The 26,394-nt window shown below is 44.7% G+C and carries 21 protein-coding genes; 11 read left to right on the plus strand and 10 right to left on the minus strand.

Annotated elements, in window-relative coordinates:
* Nucleotides 1-17 precede the first annotated feature (17 nt).
* Nucleotides 18-902, plus strand: coding sequence for a PorP/SprF family type IX secretion system membrane protein (locus tag VRU48_RS02550; RefSeq protein ID WP_330106356.1), 885 nt, complete (start codon nucleotides 18-20; stop codon nucleotides 900-902).
* Between the two features lie 48 nt (nucleotides 903-950).
* Here the strand turns inward: VRU48_RS02550 and VRU48_RS02555 are convergent, their stop codons facing one another.
* The 4 genes from VRU48_RS02555 to VRU48_RS02570 form a co-directional block, all read right to left on the minus strand.
* The gene (locus VRU48_RS02555) at nucleotides 951-1,886 is read right to left on the minus strand and encodes a helix-turn-helix domain-containing protein (RefSeq protein ID WP_330106357.1); all 936 of its coding nucleotides are present in this window, start codon (nucleotides 1,884-1,886) and stop codon (nucleotides 951-953) included.
* Nucleotides 1,879-2,820: an NAD-dependent epimerase/dehydratase family protein gene (locus VRU48_RS02560; protein ID WP_330106358.1), complete on the minus strand. Its 942-nt coding sequence runs from the start codon at nucleotides 2,818-2,820 to the stop codon at nucleotides 1,879-1,881. Before VRU48_RS02560 ends, VRU48_RS02555 begins: the two co-directional genes overlap by 8 nt.
* Before the next feature lie 4 nt (nucleotides 2,821-2,824).
* Nucleotides 2,825-3,529 carry a type 1 glutamine amidotransferase domain-containing protein gene (locus tag VRU48_RS02565; protein WP_330106359.1) on the minus strand — a complete coding sequence of 235 codons (705 nt, stop codon included), beginning with the start codon at nucleotides 3,527-3,529 and terminating at the stop codon, nucleotides 2,825-2,827.
* A 100-nt stretch (nucleotides 3,530-3,629) separates the two neighbouring features.
* A complete protein-coding gene (locus VRU48_RS02570) occupies nucleotides 3,630-4,871 on the minus strand; it encodes an NRAMP family divalent metal transporter (protein WP_330106360.1) in 1,242 nt (413 codons plus the stop codon).
* Nucleotides 4,872-5,342: 471 nt separating this feature from the next.
* On the opposite strand from VRU48_RS02570, the gene VRU48_RS02575 reads away from it, so the two are divergent.
* From VRU48_RS02575 to VRU48_RS02595, 5 genes are all read left to right on the plus strand, one after another.
* Entirely contained in the window at nucleotides 5,343-6,491 is a 1,149-nt protein-coding gene (locus VRU48_RS02575; RefSeq protein ID WP_330106361.1) for an efflux RND transporter periplasmic adaptor subunit, read from the plus strand.
* An 11-nt stretch (nucleotides 6,492-6,502) separates the two neighbouring features.
* Nucleotides 6,503-9,664, plus strand: coding sequence for an efflux RND transporter permease subunit (locus VRU48_RS02580; RefSeq protein WP_330106362.1), 3,162 nt, complete (start codon nucleotides 6,503-6,505; stop codon nucleotides 9,662-9,664).
* 7 nt (nucleotides 9,665-9,671) lie between these two features.
* Nucleotides 9,672-11,084 (plus strand): TolC family protein, encoded by a 1,413-nt coding sequence (locus VRU48_RS02585; RefSeq protein WP_330106363.1) that lies wholly within the window; start codon nucleotides 9,672-9,674, stop codon nucleotides 11,082-11,084.
* 538 nt (nucleotides 11,085-11,622) lie between these two features.
* Nucleotides 11,623-11,814, plus strand: coding sequence for a cold-shock protein (locus VRU48_RS02590; protein WP_330106364.1), 192 nt, complete (start codon nucleotides 11,623-11,625; stop codon nucleotides 11,812-11,814).
* 112 nt (nucleotides 11,815-11,926) lie between these two features.
* Complete coding sequence (locus VRU48_RS02595; RefSeq protein ID WP_330106365.1) at nucleotides 11,927-12,388, plus strand: NUDIX hydrolase; 462 nt, start codon at nucleotides 11,927-11,929, stop codon at nucleotides 12,386-12,388.
* Nucleotides 12,389-12,397: 9 nt separating this feature from the next.
* On the opposite strand, the gene VRU48_RS02600 is transcribed toward VRU48_RS02595, so the two are convergent.
* The 4 genes from VRU48_RS02600 to VRU48_RS02615 form a co-directional block, all read right to left on the minus strand.
* Nucleotides 12,398-13,108 (minus strand): DUF2931 family protein, encoded by a 711-nt coding sequence (locus VRU48_RS02600; protein WP_330106366.1) that lies wholly within the window; start codon nucleotides 13,106-13,108, stop codon nucleotides 12,398-12,400.
* A 4-nt stretch (nucleotides 13,109-13,112) separates the two neighbouring features.
* Nucleotides 13,113-13,418, minus strand: coding sequence for a hypothetical protein (locus tag VRU48_RS02605; RefSeq protein WP_330106367.1), 306 nt, complete (start codon nucleotides 13,416-13,418; stop codon nucleotides 13,113-13,115).
* A gap of 39 nt (nucleotides 13,419-13,457) precedes the next feature.
* Complete coding sequence (locus tag VRU48_RS02610) at nucleotides 13,458-14,222, minus strand: carboxylesterase family protein (protein ID WP_330106368.1); 765 nt, start codon at nucleotides 14,220-14,222, stop codon at nucleotides 13,458-13,460.
* Nucleotides 14,223-14,443: 221 nt separating this feature from the next.
* Entirely contained in the window at nucleotides 14,444-16,849 is a 2,406-nt protein-coding gene (locus VRU48_RS02615; RefSeq protein ID WP_330106369.1) for an ABC transporter permease, read from the minus strand.
* A gap of 268 nt (nucleotides 16,850-17,117) precedes the next feature.
* Here VRU48_RS02615 and VRU48_RS02620 point away from each other — a divergent pair, with 268 nt between their 5' ends.
* Nucleotides 17,118-17,750, plus strand: a complete 633-nt coding sequence (locus tag VRU48_RS02620) for a GyrI-like domain-containing protein (protein WP_330106370.1) — start codon at nucleotides 17,118-17,120, stop codon at nucleotides 17,748-17,750.
* A 204-nt stretch (nucleotides 17,751-17,954) separates the two neighbouring features.
* On the opposite strand, the gene VRU48_RS02625 is transcribed toward VRU48_RS02620, so the two are convergent.
* Both VRU48_RS02625 and VRU48_RS02630 read right to left on the minus strand, forming a co-directional pair.
* Entirely contained in the window at nucleotides 17,955-19,394 is a 1,440-nt protein-coding gene (locus VRU48_RS02625; protein ID WP_330106371.1) for an alpha/beta fold hydrolase, read from the minus strand.
* A gap of 62 nt (nucleotides 19,395-19,456) precedes the next feature.
* Complete coding sequence (locus VRU48_RS02630; RefSeq protein ID WP_330106372.1) at nucleotides 19,457-20,266, minus strand: helix-turn-helix domain-containing protein; 810 nt, start codon at nucleotides 20,264-20,266, stop codon at nucleotides 19,457-19,459.
* A gap of 187 nt (nucleotides 20,267-20,453) precedes the next feature.
* Between VRU48_RS02630 and VRU48_RS02635 the strand changes: the two genes are divergently transcribed.
* From VRU48_RS02635 to VRU48_RS02650, 4 genes are all read left to right on the plus strand, one after another.
* Entirely contained in the window at nucleotides 20,454-20,831 is a 378-nt protein-coding gene (locus VRU48_RS02635) for a BlaI/MecI/CopY family transcriptional regulator (RefSeq protein ID WP_330106373.1), read from the plus strand.
* Nucleotides 20,832-20,865: 34 nt separating this feature from the next.
* Nucleotides 20,866-22,845, plus strand: coding sequence for a M56 family metallopeptidase (locus VRU48_RS02640; RefSeq protein WP_330106374.1), 1,980 nt, complete (start codon nucleotides 20,866-20,868; stop codon nucleotides 22,843-22,845).
* Between the two features lie 27 nt (nucleotides 22,846-22,872).
* Nucleotides 22,873-25,323: an outer membrane beta-barrel protein gene (locus tag VRU48_RS02645; RefSeq protein ID WP_330106375.1), complete on the plus strand. Its 2,451-nt coding sequence runs from the start codon at nucleotides 22,873-22,875 to the stop codon at nucleotides 25,321-25,323.
* Nucleotides 25,324-25,471: 148 nt separating this feature from the next.
* Nucleotides 25,472-26,365, plus strand: a complete 894-nt coding sequence (locus VRU48_RS02650; RefSeq protein ID WP_330107751.1) for an NAD(P)-dependent oxidoreductase — start codon at nucleotides 25,472-25,474, stop codon at nucleotides 26,363-26,365.
* The last annotated feature ends 29 nt before the right edge of the window (nucleotides 26,366-26,394 follow it).

Consider the following 26,394-nt stretch of genomic DNA (forward strand, 5'->3'; position numbering starts at 1 on the left):
CTAACAATACTCATCAGATGAAAAAAATAAGAATATTAATGGTTTTAGGCACGTTATGTTGTGCCTTAAACAGCAATGCCCAGCTCGATCCGATGTCGAGCCAATATTTCAACAACCGTTACCAAGCCAATGCTTCGTTTGCCGGTATCGAACACGGCATTAATTTAAATGCGGGACTGAGAAGCATGTGGAACAACATACCGGGTGCCCCGGTTACGCAGGTGTTTACCTTCGATTATGGCTTTCAGCGTTCGGGCGTTGGACTAAACGTTTACAACGATAAGGCAGGTTTGCAACGCCAAACCAAGGTGTTGGCCAGTTATGCTTATCACTTGCCCTTAAACGAACATAACAACTTGCATTTTGGGGTTTCGTTGGGCTTTACCAACCAGCGCCTCAGTACTTCAGACATTAACGGCAACCCCAACGATGTGTTGGTGGGCCAGTACAACGACCGTGAAACCTATGTAGATGGCGATTTTGGCGTGGCTTTTACCAGCAGCCGCCTTACCCTCCAGGCTTCGCTGCCCAACCTTAATAAGTTGTTTAACAGAGATAATACCAAACAAGCCGATATCTCGAGGCTTTATTCGGCAATCAGCTATAAAATTCCGCTGACTAGCGGAGGATTGTCAGAAGAGCTGATTGAACCCTTGGTAGCCTATCGCATGATAGAGGGTTACAAGGATATTTTGGATGTGGGTGCACAGGCCGCCCTGATAAACCAACAGGTATTGCTTTCGGCCATTTACCACAGCTCTGAAAACATGACCTTTGGCATTGGCATGGATTATAAGAAAAAATACCTGATCAGTGGCTTATACACGACCAATACTTCTTCGCTGAACAATTACACCAACGGTAGCTTCGAGATTTACCTGAGGTTGAAGTTTGGCCGCTAAGATAGATTTATAAAAGCCCCGCAATGGGGCTTTTTTATGGAATGAGTTTCAGTTAAACGACTGCCTAAATGCCAACGGAGAAACAGCCGTTCTGTTTTTGAACAGCCTATGGAAAGATTGCGGATGTTCGAAGCCCAACTGATAAGCAATTTCCGATACCGATAGCTGGGTGGTCGACAATAATTCCTTGGCCTTGCCAATCAGCCGGTTTTGGATGTGCTGTTGCGTGGTTTGTCCGGTTTGTACCCGAAGCATATCGCTCAGGTAATTGGCGCTGAGGTGCAACTGGTCGGCGATAAACTGAACCGTTGGAATGCCATTGATGGCCAGTTTTTCGTTGCTGAAATAATCGTCGAGGAGGGTTTCTAGTTTAATTAGCAAATCACTGCTGACTTTTTTCCTGGTCAGGAACTGGCGATTATAAAAACGGTCGCAGTATTTGAGCAGCAGTTCGAGGTTAGCCACCAGCAGATCCTGCGTAAAAGCATCGATGTTGGCCTCTATTTCCCTGCCTATGTTCGCTATGATATCCAGGATGGATTTTTCTTCCTTTTCAGAAAGATGCAATGCCTCGTTGCTGGCGTAGGCGAAATAGCCATAGTTTTTAACCTGTGTGGCCAAGGTATAACCATACAAAAAATCGGGATGTACGGCCAATACAAAGCCCTTCACTTCGGCCAGTAAAATATCATCAAACTGCAAAACCTGTCCGGGCGCAATAAAATACATGATACCTTCTGCAAAATCATAGTATTGTTGTCCGTACCTGCATTTGTTGCCGGCACAATCCTTTTTCAGCGCTACCACATAAAAATCGGTAGTGATGGCGCTGAGCACTGTTTCTGGGGCAATTTGAACCTCGTTAAAATCAAATACACTGATCAGCGGATTTGAAGGGCCTTTCAGGTTCAAAAGTTTATGCAGGGCAGTAATTGATGTAATGTTGCTGGGTACTTTCATGTAATCTAAAGCCAATTTAGACATTCCCATTGGTTTCCTGTTCGTTTTTTATTTGCGTTATGCCCTCTATGTAGCTGGTGGATTTGAAATGGGGGAAGCGTTTCCTGAATTTGCTGTCGTCAAAAATATTGTTGTGTTCGTATCTCGGCAACAATTCCTGTAGTTCTTTCAGTCGGTTGCTCAATAAGGCACCTAGCTTAAAAAAGAATTTAGGGATGATGGTATACTGCAACGGTTTGCCGTACACTTCCGATGCCATAGCAATAAGCTGTTTATACGTAGGCCTGTGCTCGTCAATCGGCAAATGCCAGGTTTGGCCAAAAGCATCGGGGGTATTGCCAATCAAGGCGGTGGCCCTGCTGGCATCGGGAGTCCAGATCAGACTTCTCGCTTTGTCGTCCCTCAATGGAACTTTAAGCTTTTTGTTCGCTTTAGCCTTGTCAAACAGCAGCGAATTGGTAATGCTCTGCGTTTTGCCAGGACCATAAAATTCGGGTGCTCGACAAATAACGGCTTCCAACTGACCGGTATCCATGGCTTTGAGCAATAGCTTGGCCATTTCGCTTCTTACCCGGCCTTTGCGCCCTACGGGTTCGAATGGCGTTTGCTCGGTCAGCACACGGCCATCTTGCGGATACATGTAGGTGTTGTCGAAAAATACCAGTTTGGTACCATTGATTATACAGGCATCGATTACGTTTTGGGTAATCTGCAGAAACTGTTTTTCCCACAAGGCCGAATCCATGGGTAGACCCAAAGTAAAATAGGCTATTTCGCTGTCTTCAACGGCGGCTATGGCATTTGCCCTTATGGAGAGGTCGGCCACGAAAGTCTGGTCGCTATCGTTTACTTTTTGTGGCTTGCGGCCTACGATCCGGATATCGGAGGTAAAATCTTTTTTTAGCGCTCTGGCCAGTTCTTCGCCAATTTGTCCGTTGGCACCCAATATGGTTTGCATCGCTTTATCGGTTTAATTTATTCTTCAGTTCGCGCATTACCACTTTTGCCATTTTCTTTGAGCTGAAGGGATTTTGCCCGGTTATTAAATTTCCGTCAACCACCACATGGGCAGTCATGGGGATAAAAGCTTTCCTATAATCGGCACCTCTTTCTTTCAAGCTGGCTTCCAAATTAAAGGGAACTTCTTTTTTTCTGCGGGCCAGGCTTTCTTCAAACCAATTAAAACCCGTCATGGTTTTTCCTTTGATCAATAATGTTCCGTCGGCCAATTTAACATGGAGCAGGCCACAAACGCCGTGGCAAATAGCGGCTACCATTTTTCCGCTTTCGTATTGTCTGCTAACAAGGGTTTGCAAAGCTGTATCGTTGGGAAAATCGTACATGGTGCCATGACCACCCGCCAGGTACACCAAATCAAATTCATCGTTTAGCACTTGCGCTAAAGATTTGCTGCGCTGCAAAAGTTCCATAAATTGGCTATTGTTCAAATACATTTTAGTCATGCGATCGAGCATAAAGCTTTTGAGGCTTTCGGGGTCGATGGGTATAAGACCACCTTTTGGACTTGCAATGGTAATGGTGTAGCCCTTTGCCTTGGCGGCGTGGTAAATATGCGTAAGCTCGCTGAGCCATAAACCCGTAGCCCGTTTGCCACTGGCATATTTGCTGGTATTGGTTGCCACAATCAAGATTTTTAGCTTGTCCATCTTTCTTATTTTAGGATAGCACAAAGTTCCGAACCCATTTTAAGGAATGCGTAACCCAATTAGCGAAAGTTGTAACCCAATCTCTGTTGTGTGATCGGGTTTAGCTCCAAGTAGTAAAAAACAAGGCAATGGCGGCCGCGCCCATGATAAAAAAGGTAATCCACAACAAGGTTTTAGAAAGCCAGCCACTCTTGTATTCGCCCATGATTTTGTCGCTGGCCGCAATCTTAACAATGAGAAACAACAACGGAACGGCAGCTACGCCATTGATTACGGCCGTATATACCAATGCCTTTACGGGGTCAATACCGATAAAATTGATGGTAAGACCAATTAAGGTAGAAACAATGATGACCGCATAAAAACCATAGGCTTTTTGAAGCTTGAGGTTAAGGCTGGCGCTCCAATCAAAAGCTTCGGCTACGGCATAGGCCGCCGAGCCCGAAAGCACCGGAACGGCAAGCATGCCCAGCCCGATAATGCCCACAGAAAATATCAGTTTGGCCAGATAGCCCGAATGTTCGAAAGAATGGACCAAAGGCTCGAGCGCCTTGGCCGCATCGGCGGCATTCTTAACGTCGGTTACGCCGCTGTTATGCAAAACCGTGGCACCTACCAAAAGGATGCACCAGGTGGTAAATTCGGAGATAACCATGCCAATGTTGTTGTCTTTGCGCATGGCATGGATATGTGGCCAGCCAATTCGCGGTTTCCCGTCCCTGAACAATCCTTTGGCCTGTTCTTCCTCTACTTCTTGCGAGGCCTGCCAGAAAAACATGTAGGGCGTAATGGTGGTGCCGAATACCCCTGTAATGATAAATAGGAAATCGAAAGAAAATTCGAAGTGTGGCACTACTGTAGCCTTAAGTACCGTAGGCCAAGGCTGGTCGATAATAAATACCGTAATAGGGTAGGCCAACAAGGCCAGTGCCAGCCATTTCAGTATTTTAGAATACGCCCGATAGCTGGTAAAGATTTCGAGCAGGAGCACCGTAGTGGTAAAAAACAGGGTCAGTACTACAAAATGAACCGGAACCAACAACTGTGCCGCGGCGGCCATGGCTCCAATATCGGCTCCAATGTTAATGGTATTGGCCACTACCACCAAACCTACTACGGCATAAAGCACCTTGCGACTATAATGCTCTTTGATGACGGCTGCCAAGCCTTTTCCGGTTACCAAGCCTATCCTGGCACAGGCTTCCTGAACCGCCGTCATAAATGGAAGCATGTACAAAGCGGTCCATAACTGTCCGTAGCCGAATTGTGCGCCTGTTTGCGAGTAGGTGGCAATGCCCGAAGGATCATCGTCGGCAGCGCCGGTAGTTAATCCGGGCCCCAAAAGACCAAAGAATTTTTTTATTTTCCTTATCCGGAATTTCGAATTGTGCTTTACAGGCATAAGCAGAAAGTAGTTAAGCTAATGGTTAACTAAATATACTATCTAAATTTCAACAATAACAGATATTTCATTTAAATCAATTTAGTAAGCTATAAGTTAACTATCAAAAGGCTTTAATGGATAGGAAAGCTGTTTTATGCTTTGTCTTTAATTGTTCAAGCTGGTTTTTAAGATTGATTTTCAGTGTTTTAGGGGTTGTTTGTCTTGATGATATTGGTTATATTCAATTATCGATTCGGGAAAGATCATTTGGCTTGTTGCCAAGGCCTAGGTGTTGCCATGCTTCTGTTGTTTGGGCAGTTTGGCAGGGGTTCGAATTTTAATTGGAGATGGCGTTAAACCACTTGATGTTAGGCCATTCTAACAGGCAGTTATTGGCCAAGAAGTTTTCAAATCATTAAGTCTAATTATATGAAAAAAGGAACGTTCATTTACCTGGTAATGGCACTGGTTATTTTGGTCTCTTGTAGCGGCAATCAGAAAAAGAAAGACGATAAAAACGGCAATAACCAATATGAAGTGCTTACGCTGGTACCCGATACGGTAACTACTTTCAACGATTTTCCGGCCAATGTGCAGGGCGAAGACATTATCGAAATCAGGCCAATGATAGATGGCTACCTCGAAAACATTTATGTAGCCGAAGGCGCCACGGTTAAAAAAGGGCAGTTGCTTTTCAAAATCAGAAATCCGCAATACGAGCAAGCCGTGATTACGGCCAGGGCAGCCATTAAAAGTGCGGTTGCCGATGTGGATGCCGCCCAAATGGACCTGGAAAAGGTACGCCCGCTAGTTGAGAATGACATTGTTAGCAAATATCAGCTGAAGTCGGCCCAATATACTTTAGAATCAAAACAAGCCTCCTTGGCACAAGCACAGGCCACTTTGGCCAATGCGCAAACCAATTTGGGCTATACCATGATCAGAAGCCCGCAAAACGGCGCTATCGGTTCTATTCCTTACAAAATTGGAGCCTTGGTAAGTAGTTCCACCACCCAGCCTTTAACTACGTTGTCGAATACCGGCAATGTATATGCCTATTTCTCTGTTAACGAAAAGCAGCTGCTTTCTTTTTCGAGCAAGGTCAAGGGCAATACTTTGCAGGAAAAGCTCAACAAACTTCCTGCAGCAACATTGGTTCTCGCCGATGGTACGGTTTATTCGATGAAGGGAAAGCTAGAAACCGCCAGCGGATTGATCACTACCGAAACCGGAACGGCCAGTCTTAAAGCCACCTTTCCCAATCCGTTGGGCATCATCAGGAGTGGCGCCAGTGCTACGGTTCGGGTGCCTCGTACCATCGATAGTGCCTTGCTGGTGCCTCAAGCCGCCTCTTACGAACTGCAAAACAAGCAGTTTGTGCGTGTGGTTAAATCCAATAATATGGTGTTTAGCGTGGCCATTACGGGTAAGCCTACCAACGACGGGCAGTTTCTGATTGTTCAGTCGGGCCTCAAAGCAGGCGATAGGGTGGTGCTCGATGGGCCAAACCTCAAAGACAGCACCATTATCGTTCCCAAAAAGGCAATTGCCGATAGTTTGCACAAGTCCTTAAACTAGCAACAGCTCCTATGCTCAAGATATTTATCAAACGCCCAGTATTGAGTACCGTCATTTCGGTAATCATTGTCTTATTGGGTATACTCGGGGCGGTAAAGCTGCCAATTAACCAATATCCAAACATATCGCCACCAACGGTTCAGGTATCGGCAAGTTATGCAGGTGCCAGTACCGATGTGATTTTAAAAAGCGTAATCACGCCCTTAGAACAGCAGATTAATGGGGTAGAGGGAATGACTTACATCACTTCTTCGGCCACCAATACAGGTTCGGCATCGATCAGCGTTTTTTTTGCCGTAGGTACCGACCCCAACCAAGCCGCCGTCGATGTGCAGAATAGGGTTTCGGCCGCCACCAGTTTGTTGCCACAAGCCGTTACCCAGGCAGGTGTAACGGTAAGGAAACAGCAAAGCAGCAACATTCTCATCGTATCGCTGGCCAGCGATAATTCCAATTACGATCAGGAATTTTTACAAAACTATGCGGCCATTAACGTTATACCGCAATTGCAAAGGGTTAATGGCGTTGGTGCTGCTTCGGTATATGGTTCGGCTATGACTTATTCGATGCGGATTTGGCTAAAGCCCGATGTAATGGCCATTTACGGGGTTACGCCTCAGGATATTTCCACAGCCATTAACGAACAGAACATACAGGCCGCACCAGGCAAGTTTGGCGAAAACGACAAACAAAGTTTTCAATATGTAATTACCTACAAAGGGCAGTTGCAATCGGCCGACGAATTTGGCAACATCATTATCAAGTCTACCGCTGCCGGACAATACCTGCGCCTCAAAGACGTGGCTCGCGTTGAATTAGGTGCGCAAACGTATACCGGTTCAACCACAACCGATGGCAAGCAGTCGGTGGGTATTTCTATCAGCCAAACACCGGGTTCTAATGCGAAAGACGTAATCGATCAGTGTAAAAAGGTACTGGACCAAGCTCAGAAATCGTTTCCCAATGGGGTTAAAATGGTTTACTTGGTAGATATCAATACCTTTCTCGATGCCTCGATTAATAAAGTATTGCATACGCTGGTAGAGTGTTTTTTGTTGGTGTTTTTGGTGATATTCATCTTTCTACAGGATTTCCGTTCTACCATTATCCATGGCATTTCCGTTCCGGTGGCTATTACAGGCACGTTTTTCTTTCTCTACTTGTTTGGTTTTAGCATCAACCTGCTCACATTGTTTGCCTTGGTATTGGCTATAGGCATTGTGGTCGACGATGCCATTGTGGTGGTAGAAGCGGTGCATGCCAAATTAGAAAGCGGCTACAAATCGCCTCGAAAGGCCGCTATCGATGCCATGTCCGAAATTTCGGGAGCTATTGTTACCATTACGCTAATCATGGCCGCCGTGTTTATCCCAGTTACCTTCGTCACTGGTTCTGCAGGGGTATTTTACCAGCAGTTTGGCATCACCTTGGCCATTGCCATCATGATATCGGCTGTTAATGCCCTTACGCTTTGCCCTGCATTGGCGGCCTTGTTTTTAAAACCGCCGCAACACGGAGAAACTGGCCAGCATCAGAATCTGTTGCAGCGCTTTGGCGTTGGATTTAATGTCGCTTATGATACCTTAACTGCCAAATACACCAAAGTTATCAGGTTTTTTGAGGTGAAAAAATGGGTAGTGATATTAATTGTGGCTTTGTTTTCGGGCGGACTTTACCTGCTCATGCGTTCAACGCCATCTAGTTTTGTGCCCAGCGAAGACATGGGAACCATATTTGTGAATATCAGTTTGCCTCCCGCATCAACCATGGAAAGAGTTGAAACCATAGCTCAGGAAGTAGATAGTATTGCACGAACCATTCCGCAGGTGCAAAATACCATGCGTACTTTGGGCCAAAACCAAATTGCCGGCAGTGGCAGCGCCTATGGCATGGTGGTTTTGCGCTTAACTCCCTGGGACAGTCGGCCCGGCGTAACCAACGACGATGTGATCAAAATGCTGAAACAAAAAACCGCTGGCATACACGAAGCCAATATTGTATTCATGTCGCAGCCTACTATTACGGGTTTCGGAACAAGCGGTGGCTTTACCTTTCAGTTGCAGGACAAGGGCGGGCATTCTATTCAGGATTTTTATAAAGTATCGCAAAATTTTTTGGCAGTCCTGAACAAACGACCAGAAATTCAATATGCTTCTACTGCTTTCAATCCAAACTTTCCGCAATACCTGTTAGACGTCAATGTGCCGAAATGTAAAGATGCAGGAGTAACGGTAACCAGCATTTTAAGCACCATGGAAACTTTTTATGGCAGTTCCTATGTATCTAATTTTAACGAATTTGGACAGCAATACCGGGTAATTGTACAGGCCGATACCAATTATCGAGGTACACCGGCCGGATTGCAGAACATTACCGTAAAAACAGGCGATGGCAGTATGGCCCCAATCACCGAGTTTATTACCCTGAAAAGGATATACGGTCCCGAAACGGTAACGCGTTTTAATTTGTTTACTTCTATTTCGGTAAACGGATCGCCAAATGTGGGCTACAGCACCGGGCAATCTTTATTGGCCATTCAAGAAACCGCCGACAAAACACTGCCACAGGGCTACGGTTTCGAGTATTCGGGCATTAGTAGGGAAGAGCAGAACAGTGGCTCGCAAACGGTCTATATTTTTGCGGTGTGTTTGCTCTTTGTATATCTCCTGCTCAGCGCCCAATACGAAAGCTATCTCTTGCCTTTTGCCGTCATGCTGTCTATGCCGGTGGGCTTGTCGGGTGTGTATGTATTTGCCAAAATATTCGGTCTCGACAATAACATCTACATGCAGATTTCTGTCATCATGCTGATTGGCTTGCTGGCCAAAAATGCCATCTTGATGGTTACGTTTTCGCTAGAGCGACGCAGAAAGGGCATGGATTTGCTGCAATCGGCTATTGAAGGGGCAAAGGCAAGGTTGCGCCCAATCTTGATGACTTCGTTTGCCTTTGTGTTTGGTTTAATGCCGCTCATGTTCTCGTCGGGCGTAGGCGCCAACGGCAATAGGTCTATTGGCACGGGAGCTATTGGCGGCATGTTATTTGGCACTTTGTTGGGCGTATTGGTAATCCCAGCGCTGTATCTCATCTTCCAATCCTTGCAAGAGAAACTAGGTGGCCATAGAGAGGAAGAAGATGATGATGAAACCGTTTTATCGACCACTACCAAATGAAAATGCTATGAAAGGAAATCCAATAGGCTTTGCCCAACCTCAAAGAATCTCGCTTATCATTGCAATGGTATTGCTTGTTACGGTATTTGCAGCCTGCAAGGTAACACAGCCCTATAAACGACCGGCCGATTTAACTACGAACAACTTATACCGAAATACCACGAATGCCACCGACACCACCAATATGGCTACGCTATCATGGAAAGAACTGTTTAAAGATCCTTTGCTGCAATCGCTTATCCAGGAAGGCATTGAAAATAACCTCGACCTCAAAACTGCGGCTATGCGTATCCAACAGGCCGAAGCCAATTTAAGGCAGAGCAAATTGGCTTTTTTTCCTTCGTTAAACCTCACGGCAACTGGAGAAGCCATTAAGCCTGCTGCTACGCAATCGGCCAATACCCAGGTTTTTGAAATGTATGGAAGTTCAAGCTGGGAACTCGATTTATGGGGAAAGCTAAAGAGCAGCAAACGCGCAGCCTTGGCCTCATTAATGCAAAGCGATGCCTATAAGCAAGCCGTACAGACCCAATTGGTAGCCGATATTGCCACCAATTATTATGCATTGATGGGTTATGATGCCCAGTTGAAAATAACCATGGCTACCTTGGCCAACCGAAAAAAGGATGCAGAAACCATGAAAATTTTAAAGGAAAGCGATGTGGTTACCGGCGCGGCAGTGGTACAGAGCCAAGCCAACCGCTTTTCGGTTGAAGTTACCATCCCAGATATCGAACAAAACATTCAGCAAACCGAAAATGCGATCAGCATTTTGTTGGGTAGAGCTCCTGATGCCATCAAAAGAGATAGTCTGGCTAATCAAACGGTTTTTACAGACCTCAAAACCGGAGTGCCATCGCAGTTGCTGGCCAACCGACCGGATGTACGCGAAGCCGAATACCAGTTCAGGAATTCTTTTGAGCTGGTTAATGTGGCTAAAACCTATTTTTACCCTGCGTTGAGCATTACCGGACAAACGGGGCTGTTCAATAATAACCTTTCCGATTTTTTTAAAGGTTCTTCATTTTTTGCCAATGTAATCGGTGGTATTGCCCAGCCTGTTTTTAACAACGGCCTCAATAAGCAAAGGCTTGCTGTGGCCCAGGCGCAACAAGAAGCCAGCCTCATTGCCTTCAAGCAAAGTTTGCTCAATGCCGGATTAGAAGTTTCGAATGCCTTATTCAGTTATCAGGCGGCGGCCAGAAAAATTACGATTAGGGAACAACAGATTGCCTTTTTACAAAAGTCGGTCGATTATACCAAACAGTTGCTTAAATATACCACAGCCACCAATTATACCGACGTGCTTACTTCAGAACAAAGCTTATTGGCGGCGCAGCTCAGTGGCATCAGCGATAAACTGCAACAGCTGCAGGCGGTGGTAGCGTTATACAGGAGCCTGGGTGGGGGCTGGAAATAACCCGACCAGGTTTAAGTTGTGCAACAAAAAAGGTTCTGCCTTAAAAACAGAACCTTCATGATGTTTTAAAAAACGAAGTTGAAGCGACAAGGCTTGCCACAGGTTCGCCCTACCAAACCTAATTGTTAGGTAAGCGCATCCATGCCTGAGCCTCCAAGCTTATATCTTTAATGTCTAGTGCGCTTTATCGCTAGTGTCCCTTTTGGCAAAGAAAGTTAAAGAAAAGGCAGTAATTAAGATAACTGCACAGATACTGGCCAAAGTTACGAGTAGAATAAGTCCGTCTGTTGATTGTGGTCCCATAGTTGATTTATTGTTTTGATAGGCAAATCTACTAAAACCAGCTTAGCTCCTGAAGAAATTTGTATTTTTTTTAAAATCGGGCTTTGTAGCCATTGTCTTGGTCTAATGGTATTTAAACCCAGTATTTGGTGCAAATGCTCGGGTTGAAATTGAAGGCCTGTTATAGGTTTTGAATAATAAAAAATTGGCTATCAATAAATTATGTTACCTTTGGGCATAATTTAAATAAAATATAATGCAACAAGGAACAGTAAAATTTTTCAATGAGACAAAAGGTTTTGGATTTATCGTGCCAGCTAACGGCGATGCCGAAATCTTTGTTCATGTTTCAGGCCTATTAGATAACATTCGCGAGAATGATACCGTAAGCTATGACGTAGAGCAAGGTAAAAAAGGCCTAAACGCAATTAATGTTAAGATCAGCTAATTAGAATCCTTCATAAATTGGTAAAAGCATCCAGCGTAAAGTTGGATGCTTTTTTTATGACCCAAATCAAAGAAAAATCAGGGTATGTGGAGTTAATTGAGTAACTTGAAGCATGCAAGAAAGTGCAGGGATTTTAGGCTACAAAAAAGCCGATAAGGGCATCATGTTTTTTCTCGTTCATCCGGGAGGTCCGTTTTTTGCCAAAAAAGATTTGGGCTTTTGGACCATACCCAAAGGCCTGATCGAAAAGGACGAAGATCCCCTGCAGGCTGCCATTAGGGAATTTGCCGAAGAAGTTGGCTTTACGCCCGAGGGAAATTTTATGCCATTAGGCAGCGTTAAACAGAAAGGTGGCAAAATGGTTCATGCTTTTGCCCTCGCCTTCGAATTTGATTCCAGCCAATTATCGAGTAATACCTTTACCATCGAATGGCCGCCACGCTCGGGCAAAATGGCCAGTTTTGCCGAAGTAGACCGTGCCGAATGGTTTGATTTGGCCACGGCCCAAGAAAAAATCAATCCCGCGCAGGCCGATTTCCTCTTGCGTTTGCTCGAGCTCGAAAAAAATAGCTAATCGCAACAATTATTGTTCGCGTTCCAAGTAATGCGACGGGCTGTCGATGTAATTGGCTTTGGCATCGGTCCCCTTTTCAAATTCGAGGCGTAAACTGTCGGGCAAGCGTTCAAATACCTTTTTAAAATAGGCCTCCTTGGTTAATTGTTTGGCGTAAAAGGTTTCAGCCTTGCTCGGCTCATGGGACTTAAGCTGGGTTTTGAGCAATAATTTTTCCATGTTTATTCCTCGCAGCCATAAAATGATATGGCCATTGTTGGCAATGCCCAAATGAAATTTCAAACCCTTTTTGTCTGCGCCTGCATGGTACATTTTTTCGAGCTGGTTATGCTTTTCGGCCTCTTTAAAATAAGCCTTTATTTTTTCGGTAGGCAACGGAATCGTATCGCTGTAAAAGCTTTTTTCGCGATAGCTTACATATTCTACCACCAATTTCTCCGGTAATCGCTGCGGTTCATGTACTTCGGCAAAGAAATAGTCGCTGCCCCAGACCGAATTGAACTGATAAACGTTTTCTGTGTTAAAATAAGCATCCTCATCGCTGTTGGGCAATAGAAAATAGCAGTTGCGAAGCGCTATCGGAAAATGATGGGGCGTGCTTACGCTCGAAAAATAATAATAGCGGTCCCAGCTTTTATACCTCAATATTTTGAGGCCTATGGCCACAAACAAAATAACAGACAAGGCAAAGTAGGTTTTGTTAATGAAGTTCCATTTCATAGGCCTAATGCGAAAAAGCCTTGCCCAAGGCGGCAGCGTACAACAATAAGCCCAGCATACCCAGGCCAATCAATAAGGCGATGGCAAAGAGCCATTTGCCCAAACGATAAGGCTTGCCGTGATAGCTAAAGGCATAGCCTGCTAATAAAACCACTAAACCGCCCGCAAGACAAACCAAATTTATCATGGATTCGTCTTCCGTGGCATGGCCGATGTTCAAGAAAATGGCCAATAGGATGAGGTTCAGTATGATGAACAAGATAGAGGCATTGCTGTTTTTTTGCTTTTCTATTTCCTGTTGTTTATCCATGGACTATAATTTTAGCTTCAAAAAATTAAACACTTGAACTCAGTTTTTGCTTTGGGCAAACAGCCAGTCGAACAGTTGGGGTTCGGCATAGGCTTTGTCCCAGCTGTTGTGTTTGATGCCAGGATATTCGGTATATTTTGGTTTTCCTCCCCGTTTTTGAAGCGCATCAATCATCATTCGGGTGTATTTTACATCGTTTACGTCGTCTTGGTCGCCATGAAAAGCCCAAATGGGGGTACGGTAAATCAGTTTGGCTGTTGCCGTATCGGCCACCGCACAGATGGGAATAGCACCGGCAAATCGCTTGGGTTTTCGCGCCAGAAAGTCGAAAGTGGCCTCGCCACCCATAGAATTGCCCATAACATAAATCCTGTGACGGTCTATAGGCAATTGCTGTTGCAAATTGGCCAATAGAGTCAGAACCGAAGCCGTGCTTTTGGTGGGTTTGGCAGTTGCCGAAAGGCTTTTCGGAAATTCGGGGAATTTTACCCAAACATCATTGTTCGGACATTGAGGTACCAAAATGAAACAATGATAAGCTTCTCGGCCTTGAGCCGTTAACAAAGCTTTCGGAAGGTTAACGATCTGTTTTTGGTTGTCGTTGCCCCGAACGCCCATGCCGTGCAAAAAGAGGATCAAGGGATATTTTTGCTTTGGATTGTAATTCTGAGGATAAAGCAAACGGTAAGGCAGGCTGTCTTGCCGGGTTTGGTATACTGCTTTTTCAAAAACAGGAAGCTCTTGCGCTTGAAGTAGCGAGGCAAAGGCCATCAGCATGAACACCATGATATAGGATTTCCGCATATCCAAAAATAGAAAATTAGTTCATGGATTTGTGGGCCCTTTTCAAGAGATAGCCACCAGCCCTAAGCCTAGCCGACAAATAAAATTGGCTATTTGCACAATATTTCGTCCAAAGTGTCGTCTAATAATAGGAGAGCGTTAATTTGAAAGCGGGAATCGTCTACGGATGGTTCCCGCTTTTTCGTTGTCTGGGTGTGATGTTGGAAAATTGGAATCGCGGCCTATTCGTATTTCAGGGCATCGATAGGATTTGATACGGCGGTTTTATAAGCCCTGAAGCTCACCGTAACCACCAATATGAGTACCGACGATAAGCCTGCCCAAATAAAAGGTTGCCAAGGAAAATCAATTTTATAGGCAAAAGACTGTAGCCATTTGTTCAGCAAAATATAAGACAGAGGCCAGGCAATGAGATTGGCAATCAGCATCATCTTTACAAAGGAATGGTTCAGCTGCTTAATCAGCTCCACCGTGGTGGCGCCAAGCACCTTGCGGATGGCCATTTCTTTGGTACGTTGCACAGCTACGAAAGAAATCAGCGAAAAAAGCCCAAAGCAAGAAATAAAGATGGCAATTCCGGTAAACGTGCTGAGCAACGTAGCCGTTTTTTCTTCTACCAGGTAATAATTGGCAATATACTGGTCGTAAAAGCTCGGCTGTTCGTAAAACTGGTTCGGAAAAAACGTGTTGAAATCGTCGGCAATTGCTTTTAAAGTCGCCTGCATATGCTCTGGCGCAAGTTTCACAAACAAGGTTTGGTATTCGTCTTTGCTGGTGTAAAGCACAACCGGACTAATCTCGCCATGTAGCGAAAGGTTGTTGAAGTTTTGTACTACGCCAATAATAGGAGCATTCGCTCTTTTGTTCAGCTTCAGCATTTTGCCTATGGCTTCATCGGGTTTTTTAAAGTTAAGCTGATGCAACATGGTTTCGTTCAGGATGTAACCGGTGGTCGTATCGGTTTTGCTCAAGGGTTTTCCGGCGAGGAGCTTTAAACCAAAGAGTTTGAAATAATCTTCGTCGGCAGGTTTGTTGCAGACCAGGAAATCTCCTTTTTCGGGCGAATTGTTGAGGTAGAAACTGGTGAAATTGTTAGACGAGGTGCTAGGCGCCGTATAGGCATAACTAGCCATTTCTACGCCGCTGTTGGCCATGAGTTTTTGCTTGAACGAGGCAAAACGCAACTTGCTGAGGCTATCGCTAGGTATGTTGAGCTGCACAATGGCCCTATCGTTAAAGCCCAAAGGCTTGTTTTTAAAGAAATTGATTTGTTTAACTACAATCAAAGTGGCAATAATCAGCACCAGGGTTACACTGAACTGCAACACCACCAATACGTTTCTGAGGCTAAGCGCACCAACTTTTTGGGCTCTTATCTTGCTTTTTAGTGCGCTGATAGGGTTGTAGCCCGATATGATAAGCGCTGGATAAGTGCCCGCCAAAAAGCTGATGCAGATCCATAAACCAACAATAAACGCCAGCAAAACAGGGTATTGCTGTATGTTGAACGAAATCTGCTGGTCGAGAAAATTGCCGACAATAGGCAGGCAGGTTTCGGTAAGGATGCTGGCTATGATCATGGCTATGAGCGTAATGATAAAGGTTTCGCCCAAAAACCTCACCATCAACTGCTTGCGGCTGCTGCCCAATACTTTTCTAACACCAACTTCTTTCGATCGGCTTACGGCCTGTGCCGTGGCCATATTGATAAAATTGATACAGGCGATGAGCAATAAAAAAGCACCAATGATTTTTAGGGCATTTAACTGGCCGCTGGTGTAATGCTTGCCCGAAAAAGTGCCATAATTATCGTCGGTATGGATGGTCGAAAAGCTTTGGAATTCGTGGCTGTTGGCTAAAGGATCTTTCGGGTCGTAGTATTTTTTGGTAAAGGCAGTTAATTGTTGCTGCAGGCTGGCCATATCTGTACCAGGTTTGGCCAGTACATAGCAGTGGTGTCCCTGGTCTACCGAATTCCAGCGAGTGCTGGTGGCATTGTAATAGTTTTGGAACGAAACCGCCACATGGATAGGGAAGTCGGAGTTTGAGGGAACATCCTTCATAATACCCGTTACCTCATATAGCTGATCGTCGCCTGCCAATTTGAGTTTTTTGCCCATCGCATTTTGCCAATTTCCAAAATACTTAGCCGAAGTACTTTGGGTAAGCGCGATATGGTGTGGAGCCTTGAGCGAGCTGGGGTTGCCCATGAGCCAAGGGAAGTTTAAAATTTCGAAAAACTCGGGATCGGTATAAAAGAGGCTGCCATATTCTCTAAAATGTTGTTTAGCTGTACCATTGCTTTCTAGAACATCAACCACCTGATACGATTGGGCAATATTGGCTACTTTTTCCAGTTGCGGAAATTCGGCCCTTAAGGCGTTGGCCATCGGTGCGGGAACGCCCATCATCGGGTTTCTTACGCCTTTGTTATTGCCAATAGACACTACGCGGTAGGTGCGGTTGGCATTGGGATGGAAATTGTCTGCGCTTAGCCATTGGTGTATAAAAAGAAAAATAATCAGCACACAGGTTAGGCTGATGGCTAAGCCAATGATGTTAAAAATGGCATATCCTCTATGTTTCCAGAGGTTGCGAAAAGCTATTTTGAGGTTAAGTGCAAACATGTTTGTTTAATTTTTACAGCTTATAGCGAAGCTGATGCCAAATTGATAAGATAGCTCATCTGGTTTATTGTGAGTGGTTTATGTTTGGTTTGGCTTAATAATACTGTTCATAATCGGACAATTACTGTGCGCCAACGGACAAACCTATTGGGCATATTGGGGTTGCTAGAGATCGCTTTAGCCACAAGTTATCGAAAAATTTTGGCACATGCACTGCCATAGGGCTGTCAGTACCCGGTTTTTATTTAGGTTTTAAATTCAAACAATCATGGAAAAACTAGAATTAACCAAACAGGACAAGGCGTATTACAGTGCGGGCTCGATGCCTGCGCTGAAAAATTTGGCAGCCTGCAACTATTTGTCCATTGCCGGCAAAGGCGATCCTGAAGGTCGGGCCTTTCAATTGGTTTTACAGGCACTCTACAGCGTAGCTTATAGCCTTAAGTTTAGTTGCAAGGCTCAAGGCAACGATTTTGTAGTGCCCAAATTGGAAGGGATGTGGAACTTTGAAGCCAGTAAATACAAAGACATCAGCATGGCAGATGCGCCACTCAAGGTGCCACGCAGCGAATGGAATTATCAAATGTTGATCCGTATGCCCGATTTTGTAAGCCCCAGGGATATCGATATGGCCAAATTGAAAGTCATGGCCAAAAAAGGATTGGATTTGGTGAAAAACGTTAGCTACTTTCAATTGCCCGCCAGAACCGTAGTAGAAATGATGCATTTTGGGCCTTTTTCAACAGAACCCCAAAGCCTTTTGCAGTTGCAACAGTTTATAGAGGCAAGAGGCCTCGAATCTGATGGATTGCACCATGAAGTTTACTTGAGCAACTTTAATACCGTGGCTCCCGAAAAGCTAAAAACCATTTTAAGAGAACCCATAAAACCGGTTCGTTAAAAAAATATTCAGTGCAACACAATATTTGCCTCAAAGAAACGCTTATGTATATGAGAGCGTTAATTTAAGCGGGAACAGTCTTCGGATCGTTCCCGCTTTCTTGTTGGTGTCAAATCCACTAGTTGATTTTTGCTTTCTATCATCTACCTTTTGGCCCTTAACCTTCCACCTTTTACCTTTTCGCCTTCTGCCTTTTCCCTTTCCTCACTCCACCTTGATATTTGGATCATTCGAAACCAATTTTTGGTAGGGGTTTTTCAAAAACTGGCCGAGAAAATCGGAATTGGCATTTCCAAAACCTGCGCCATGGCCACGGTTATGCACGATAAGCAATTGCGCATTAGGCATAGTTTTTTTGATGATGCGGTTGTAAAATGGCCTGCAAAAAGGATCGGCATCGCCAGCGGAAGCCAGCACGGGTATTTTGCTGTAAAGCGCCTCTTTCATATACAAGGGCGCTGGCTTAACCTTCCAGCAATCGCATATCGCCTGATTAACGTTGTTAAAAGGATATCCGGCAAACCAAGGCAGGTCTTTTTCCTGTTGCTTAACCAGTTGGGGGTTGGCAAAAGCAATTTGCTCGCTGCAATATACCGAATAGCGCATGCCCAAAGTATAACCGGGATTGCCGGCAAAAACCTCGTCTAGCACCTCTTTAACGTAGGGTTCGTGCCTGCCATTGGTCATTTCGTAAATGATAAAAGGCAGGTCTTTCAATTGGCCATTGCTCATCCGGGCAAAAATGGCATCCAGCAGTTCGGCTTTGCCATAAGTGATGGTACGCTTTTCGTTGCTTCCCTTTTCCTGATAGCTGATGGTAAAGTGCTTGTTGGTAATCGATGTGAAATAATCCTGGAAGCGTTTTTTCAGGTTGCCGTAAAGTGCCTTGTTGGTCGAATCGGCATCGCAATTGGCGAAAATCTGATCCAAAGCCTCGTTCATGTTAAACAAACCATGTTCCTCGTAGGTAACATAACTCGGCAAAGGACTGTTTAAAATCAGGGTACGTACCATTTCGGGATAAAGGCGCGCTACGGTAAGCATCAGTCCGCCACTGTACGAAATGCCAACGAGGTTGAGCTGTTTGATATGAAGGACAGTCCTAAGGTCGTTGATGTCGGCCGCACTTTCCACGGTGTTATAGGCCGAAAGATCAATGCCTTGGTCGCTAAGCCTTTGCCGCATTTGCTGGGTAGCCACAAGCACCAGACTGTCTTTGTTTAGATTTTCGCGGTAGGAGCGTTGAATAGCCTCTTCAATTTCTGGACTTTCTAGCGCAGGAATTGATTTCTTGGTACCACGTTGATCAAAGGCAATAAAACCTCCAAATTTTAAAAAGCCTGAGGTGGCATTGATTTCCGAGATGTAGGAAATGGTGCTATAACCTGGGCCACCAGTGGTATATAAACTCACATTCTGTGTAGAATCTGCATCGGCTTTGCGTGCAAATACAAAAGGTACTTTTATTTTTCGGCCGTTAGGCTTTTGTCTATTCTCGGGTACCACCAAATAGCCACATTTGGCAATTACGCCTGTTCCAATTTTTAGGGGACATGCCGTAGGTTCTATTTCAGCTTTGTAGCCTTGGGCATTTGCCCATTGAACCATGAGGGAAAGATACAGTAGGACGATGAAAACTCTCATAATATTCTTTTTAGCAAAGAAAAGGCAATTGCAAAGGCCGGTAAAGTAAAAATCGGACAATCTCAATTTAAGCGCCTGCCCAGTCGCTGGCCCGTAAAATTATATACGTCTTTATAAAAATGGCTGCGGTCATAATAGCCATATAGGTAAGGGTTAAAGTTTGGTGTATCTGCAATATAAGCGGTTAGCGCCGTTCTGGCCCTGAGCATAGCCATATAGGTTTTGGGGCTGGCGCCTACGGTTTGCGTAAAATAACGGTACAGGCTTTTGTCGGTTAGGGCCAATTGCTGGGCCAGTTCGCTGTTTTTGTTGGCTAGGCCAGAATCGGCAAACAGGGCAATGGCTTTTTGCACATGGCTATAATAATGCCCAACCTTGTTCTTTTGATAAAGCTTGGCCAAGAAGAAATCTTCCAGCAGTTTGATGCGATCCTTAAAATCGCTGAGGTTTTTGAGCTTTTGGAGGGTAGCATAGGGGATAAGCTCTGCAGCTTGTAAAATCTGGCTGCCAATTTGCGCCTGACTGATGCCAAATAGAGCTTCGATAGCGCCGGGAAAAAACTTGATGGTGAAAATATTGTCTGTTGGCAGGTTCCGGCGCTCTATAATTTCATTGCGCAATACCAGGACGTCTGTTTGCTGGTCTACGCTTTTCCAATCGTTGCCATTTTTTAAGAAGTAGGGCGAACCCAGGTTGATCCAGATGGTTGGCGTATAGCTGGGGAAGAGCTTTACCGTAAACTCTTCGCTGGCCACGTGGCTTTGGGTGGCTGCGAGCGATGTTTCCGAAAAGAACTCGATATAAGGCGAGAGCTCTTCGCAGGGTTGTTCAAACTCATAAAGCTTTTTTATGTTTTCGAAAATCTCGGTCATGCTTTGATGCTAATCTATCGTATATGACGCCAAATAAAAAAAATAGTTACGCATAGTAGCGGTAAAGCCATATACTTTTTAAGAGAAAAAACGCTTTTTCTAGCTTGATTTGGACTGTTATTTATTTTTTTTGAAATTTTTTACTCCTAATATTTGCATCGTACGAAAAACATCGTACCTTTGAGATATGGAAAATACATCAACTGGAAAACAACTGCCTGAACCAACAAAGGCCGAACTTGAGATTTTGCAAGTGCTGTGGGAATTCGGTCCGTCGACAGTTCGTTTTGTGAACGAGCAACTAAATCTGCAAAAAGACGTCAATTATACATCGACCCTGAAACAGATGCAGATCATGACCGAGAAGGGGATATTAAAAAGAGACGAAAGCCAGATGAAACACATTTACATTCCGGTAGAGGCCGAAGAGAAAACGAAAGACCAATTGTTAGACCGTTTTGTAAATACCTTGTACAAAGGTTCGGCTTCGCGCCTGATGATGCAGCTGCTGGGCAACGAGAAAATCTCTAAAGAAGAAATAGAAGCCATCAAAAAGATGTTGTAACTAATAAACAGATTAAACCTTAATGAACCACACCATGAAATCTTTATTTGTTAACCTTATTCCCGAAAACTGGCTTCATGCCATCGGGGCTGCCTTGTTCCATTCGCTATGGATTGGCGTTGTATTGTCGGTTATTACCGCTTTGTTGCTATCGGTTTCGCGTAAATCGAGTTCGGCGATGCGCTATAAGCTTTTGGTAGGCTGCCTGTTGCTTTTTGTAGCTGGTGTTGGTGCCAGCTTTGTATATGAATTGGGCAACGAAGCAACCAAATCGGCAATACCTGTTGCAACCCAAGCAAATGCACAGCCTATTGTGGTACAACAGGGTGCGGCAATGGTACCTGCAGGCAATCAGTTTGATTTTAAGATCCATAACCTCATGGATTTATGGAATGCCTATTCGGCGCAAATCGTATTGATCTGGTTTTTGATTATTTGTGCCAAAAGCATCCATTTATGGGTAGGCTTAAGCGGCATTGCCTTTTTAAAGAAAAACCAGACTTTCGATGCCGGCAAATTTTGGGAAGTAAAAGTGATAGAGATTGGCCACAAGCTGGGCATGAGCAAGGCCATTAAACTGGTACAGTCGGGCATTGCCAAAGTGCCTATGGTGGTTGGCCATTTTAAACCGGTTATTCTTTTGCCATTGGGGCTGATTAACGGCTTGAGCATTGCAGAAGTAGAAGCCATTTTGGCACACGAGCTGGCACACGTAAAAAGACGCGATTATTTGGTGAACTTGCTGCAGAACTTGTTAGAAATCGTGTTTTTCTTCAATCCGGCGGTACTATGGATGTCTAAACTGATCAGAACAGAAAGAGAGCACTGCTGCGACGATTTGGCCCTGCAGTGCGTAGGCGATAAAAAGAACTATGTAAATGCGTTGCTGTACTGCCAAGAATTTCAGGCTGGTGCTCCGGGCTATGCCATGGCGCTTACGGGAGGCAAAAACCAGTTGTTGGACCGTGTAAAGAGAATGTTGTTCGATACGAGATCTAGTTTAAACAAAATGGAAAAGGCAATACTTGCTATGGCCTTGGTAACGGTTTTTATCTGTTCGGCCGCCTTTACACAGGTGCATACGGCTATGGCTGCCGGATCTTTAAACAACCTCGGCCTTTTCCAAGACAAGCCTAAAAAACAGCAAGATACCGCTCAAAACAAAAAGAATAACGCAAAAGCTAAGGCAAAGCCAACTTCGAAAACCGTGATCAAACAACGCGAAGTAGTAACCGAAAACGGCGTAGTGGTAAAGGATGAGACTAGAGAAGTTAATGCAGCAGACAAATCGCGTTACATAGCCGATAGCCTCAGCTACGAAAGACACAAAGCGCTATACAAGCAGAACCAGCTTCAAAACAACGCCGAATACAAAAAAGCACAAGAAGATGCCAAAAAGCAACAGCAATATTATGAGCGCGAACAACAACGCTACGATAGAAGCCAGAAATTGTATGACCAACGCGCAAGAACACAAAGCGAAATAGAACGAAAAGCAGCCGACATAGAGCGGAAAAGAGCCGAAATAGATAAACAAATGGCAGATAGCTATAGGACGCAAAACACCAACCGCAATAGAAACCTCAGGCTCGACTCGGCCAGAAGAAAATTATCGCCACTTGCTAAGCCCCTGCCAACACCAAGAACTCCGCTTACGCCAGCCACGCCTTTAACTCCTTTGCAAGGAAACCTCGATGTTCCGGCTGCGGTTAACCCGCCTGCAACACCAGTGGCTCCCAAAACATCGACCAAGGTAGGCAGAACCACCGAAAGCATCTCCGTAACCGATGGTGGCGACATGAGCGGAAAGGAATTTTCTGACCAGGTGAACCGCGAAATGCTCAAAGACGGAATCATCAAAACCACAAACAACTTGAGTTATCGCTTAGATGGAACCAGTTTTGTGGTAAATGGACACGCCATCGATGCAGAAACACATCAAAAGTACAAAGCCAAATACCTGAAAAAACCAGGAACAGCACTAGTTTACAATTACGAAGTGCGTTCTAAATAATCCCTTACCAAACTAACTTCCCCATTTATGAAACTGAAATTATTGGCTTTTTTAGCTATATGGATAAATATTGCCCTAACAGTTCGGGCCCAGCAGCCAGCAGCCAAAATATATGGCACCGTAAAAGACAACGACGGCAAAAATTTTGAATATGCAACCGTGGCTTTGTATCGGGCAAAAGATTCGGTATTGGTTAAAAGCGCCTTTACCGAAGCCGATGGCAAATTTAGCTTTGAGCAATTGGCCAACAATACCTACCTGATTAAGATTGCGGCCATGGGCTACAACAATTACAAAAGTGCACTGTTGCAAATTGATGCCGGCCAGCAAAACATCAACCTTGGCGATATCAAACTCAGCGCAACGGCCCATACGTTAAAAGAAGTAAGCATTACGCAGAAAAAGGCATTTGTAGAGCGTAAAATAGACCGAACAGTGGTTAATGTAGATGCTTTGATTTCAAATGCAGGTACCACGGCGCTCGATGTACTGAGCAAGTCGCCGGGAGTTTTGGTTGACCAGGATGGGGGCATCAGCCTGAAAGGCAAAAAGGGCGTCAATGTTTTCATCGACGATAAGCCGGCCTATTTATCAGGTGCCGATTTGGAGAATTACCTAAAATCCTTGCCCTCATCAGCCATCGATCAGATTGAACTCATGACCAACCCGCCAGCCAAGTACGATGCGGCAGGCAATGCGGGGGTTATCAATATCAAAACCAAAAAAAGCAAAGTGGTAGGCTTTAACGGCGGATTGAATTTAGGCCTAAACCAAGGCGAACTGACCCGCTCTAACAACAGCTTCAATTTTAATTACCGCAACAACAAAATCAATGTGTTTGGCAACCTGAGCTATAACCTGAACAACAGTTTTACCGATCTTGACCTGAACCGCGTTTACAAAAAACCAGATCAGAGCATAAAATCGTTCTTTAACCAGAACAGTTATTTCAAAAGGCATGGCAATGCCTTTAACCTGAAAACAGGCTTGGATTTTTATGCCTCAGAACAAACCACTTGGGGCGTAGTACTCAGTGGCATGACCCGGGTTTCGAACCAGGTCAACAACAACACCAGCAACCTGTTTAATCCGGCCATGCAACCCGATTCGATCATCGTTGCCCGAAATGTTGACGATATCAATTTCAAAAACGGAGGCGTTAACTTCAACATGAGGCACAAATTCAAGAAAGAGGGAGGAGAACTTACTTTTGATGCCGATTACATTACCTATCGCAACCAAACCGATCAGGTGTACTACAACTATAGCTATTTTGCAGATAAAACCCTCAAATCGCATGATATTTTGAGTGGAGATCTTCCTTCAAACATCGATATTTATTCATTAAAGACCGATTACAGCTATCCTTTGGGCAAAACCTGGAAACTGGCATCGGGCCTGAAAAGCAGCTATACCAAAACCGACAATACTGCCGATTACCGCAATACGGTGAATAATGTGACCTCGCCAGACTACAACAAAAGCAACCACTTTTTGTACAAGGAAAACATCAATGCGGCTTACCTGAACATGAGCAGCGAAGGCAAACGGTTTTCCGTACAGGCCGGCTTGCGCTTAGAAAATACGGTTTCCGACGGCCATCAGTTGGGCAATGCCATGAAACCCGATTCAAGTTTCAAAAGAAGCTACACCAGTTTGTTCCCCACTTTCTACCTTACGTATAAACTCGATACCTCGGGCCACCACCAATTGGGCTTCAATTATGGCAAGCGGATTGATAGACCATATTATCAAGACCTGAACCCGTTTTTCTCGCCTTTAGACAAGTTTACCTATTATGTAGGCAATCCTTTCCTGAAACCGGCCTATACGCAGAGCATTGAAATTTCGCATAGCTTTAAAAACATGCTGACGACTACGTTTAGCTACAGCAGCATTAAAGACGAGGTAAACGAAACCATCGAAATTGTTGATGGTACCTATTACAGCAGGCCTGGAAACGTGGGAAAAAAGAAAATCCTCAGTATTTCGATGGATGGGAATTTTGACCTCACCAAATGGCTCAGCATCCATGCTTATGCCGAATTCTCGAATTTCCGTTCTAAAACCGATTTCTATACTGGGTTCTTAAAAACCAACGGTAACTTGTTTGCCGGAAATACCAATGTGCAGCTCAAATTTACGCCTACCTGGAGCGGCGAATTGAACTACAGGTACCAAAGCAGCTTTCGCGATGTGCAATTTGATATAGGGGCACTACAAGAAACCGGATTGGCCGTGCAAAAAAAGCTCTCGCAAAAAACAACTTTGAAATTGGCCATGAACGATATTTTCAGAACGCGTGTTTTCAATGGGGTAATCAACAACTTGGCCAACACCGAAGCCAATTGGCGCAATAGGAGCGATTCGAGAAATGTGGCCCTGAGCCTGAGCTATCGTTTCGGAAAAACCTTCTCTACGAAGGCCAGAAGTGAGCAATCGGGCGCAGAAAGTGAAAAAAACAGGGTGAAAAATTAGTTTAGTTCAGATAGATTTCGTCATGTAGGACTTGACTTGGGATAAAACCTGAGTCAATGTCCAATGGCGATATAGCAGTGAGATGCCGTTTAGGCATCTTTTTTTATGGTTATAGGTTTTGCTGTTAACGGCGATTATTGCCTAAACAATCCCTAACTTTGTTGCTTTTCAACCTTTCAACACTACAAAAATGGAACAAACGCAAATCGGCTGGATAGGCCTGGGTAAAATGGGCATTCCTATGGCCGGCAATTTAATCAAGGCAGGCTATCCCGTTTCGGTTTACAATAGAAATCAGGCTAAAGCCGATGCCTTGTTGCAAGAAGGTGCTGCCTGGGTTGATTCGCCTGCTGAACTCATTCAAAAAACGGCAGTTGTGTTTTTAATGGTCAGCGATGATGTTGCGGTTAATGAGATTTTTAACGCAGAAAACGGATTGCTTTCCAATAATTTAAGTGGAAAGATCATTGTCAACATGAGCACGGTTTCTCCCCAAATCAGCAAGGAAATGGCCGAACTATGCCAGCAAAAAGGGGCTTCTTATCTTGATGCACCAGTATCTGGCAGCGTAAAGCAGGCCCAGGAAGGATCCTTGGTTATCATGGTGGGTGGCGAGGAAGAACCCACAGAACAAGTAAGACCATTGTTTGATGTGTTGGGCAAAATGGCTTTAAGACTAGGTCCTACAGGGGCAGGAAACGCGGCCAAATTGGCCATTAACAGTCTGCTGGCACTTTACGCTTTGGGCTTGGCCGAAACCGTTGTGTTTGCCCGTAATCAGGGTGTTCAGGTTGCCGATTTGCTCCAGTTGCTCAATAACGGCGCGCTAAGCAATGTGTTTACCAAAATAAAAGGCGATGCCATTCTGCAGGATAATTACGAAGCGGCCTTTGCACTTAAGCATATTGTAAAAGACCTTGGCTTGGCCAAAAAAGAAGGCCTGCAGTCGCCATTGGCGCAAACCGCTTTCGCTACATTTGAAGCCGCCAATAACCAATTGGCCGAAGAAGACATCATTGCCGTTATCAAAACGCTGGATTAAAAACAATACAAATGGTTTTTACCTATGGA

The organism is Pedobacter albus, from assembly GCF_036324255.1.
Lineage (GTDB): Bacteria > Bacteroidota > Bacteroidia > Sphingobacteriales > Sphingobacteriaceae > Pedobacter > Pedobacter albus.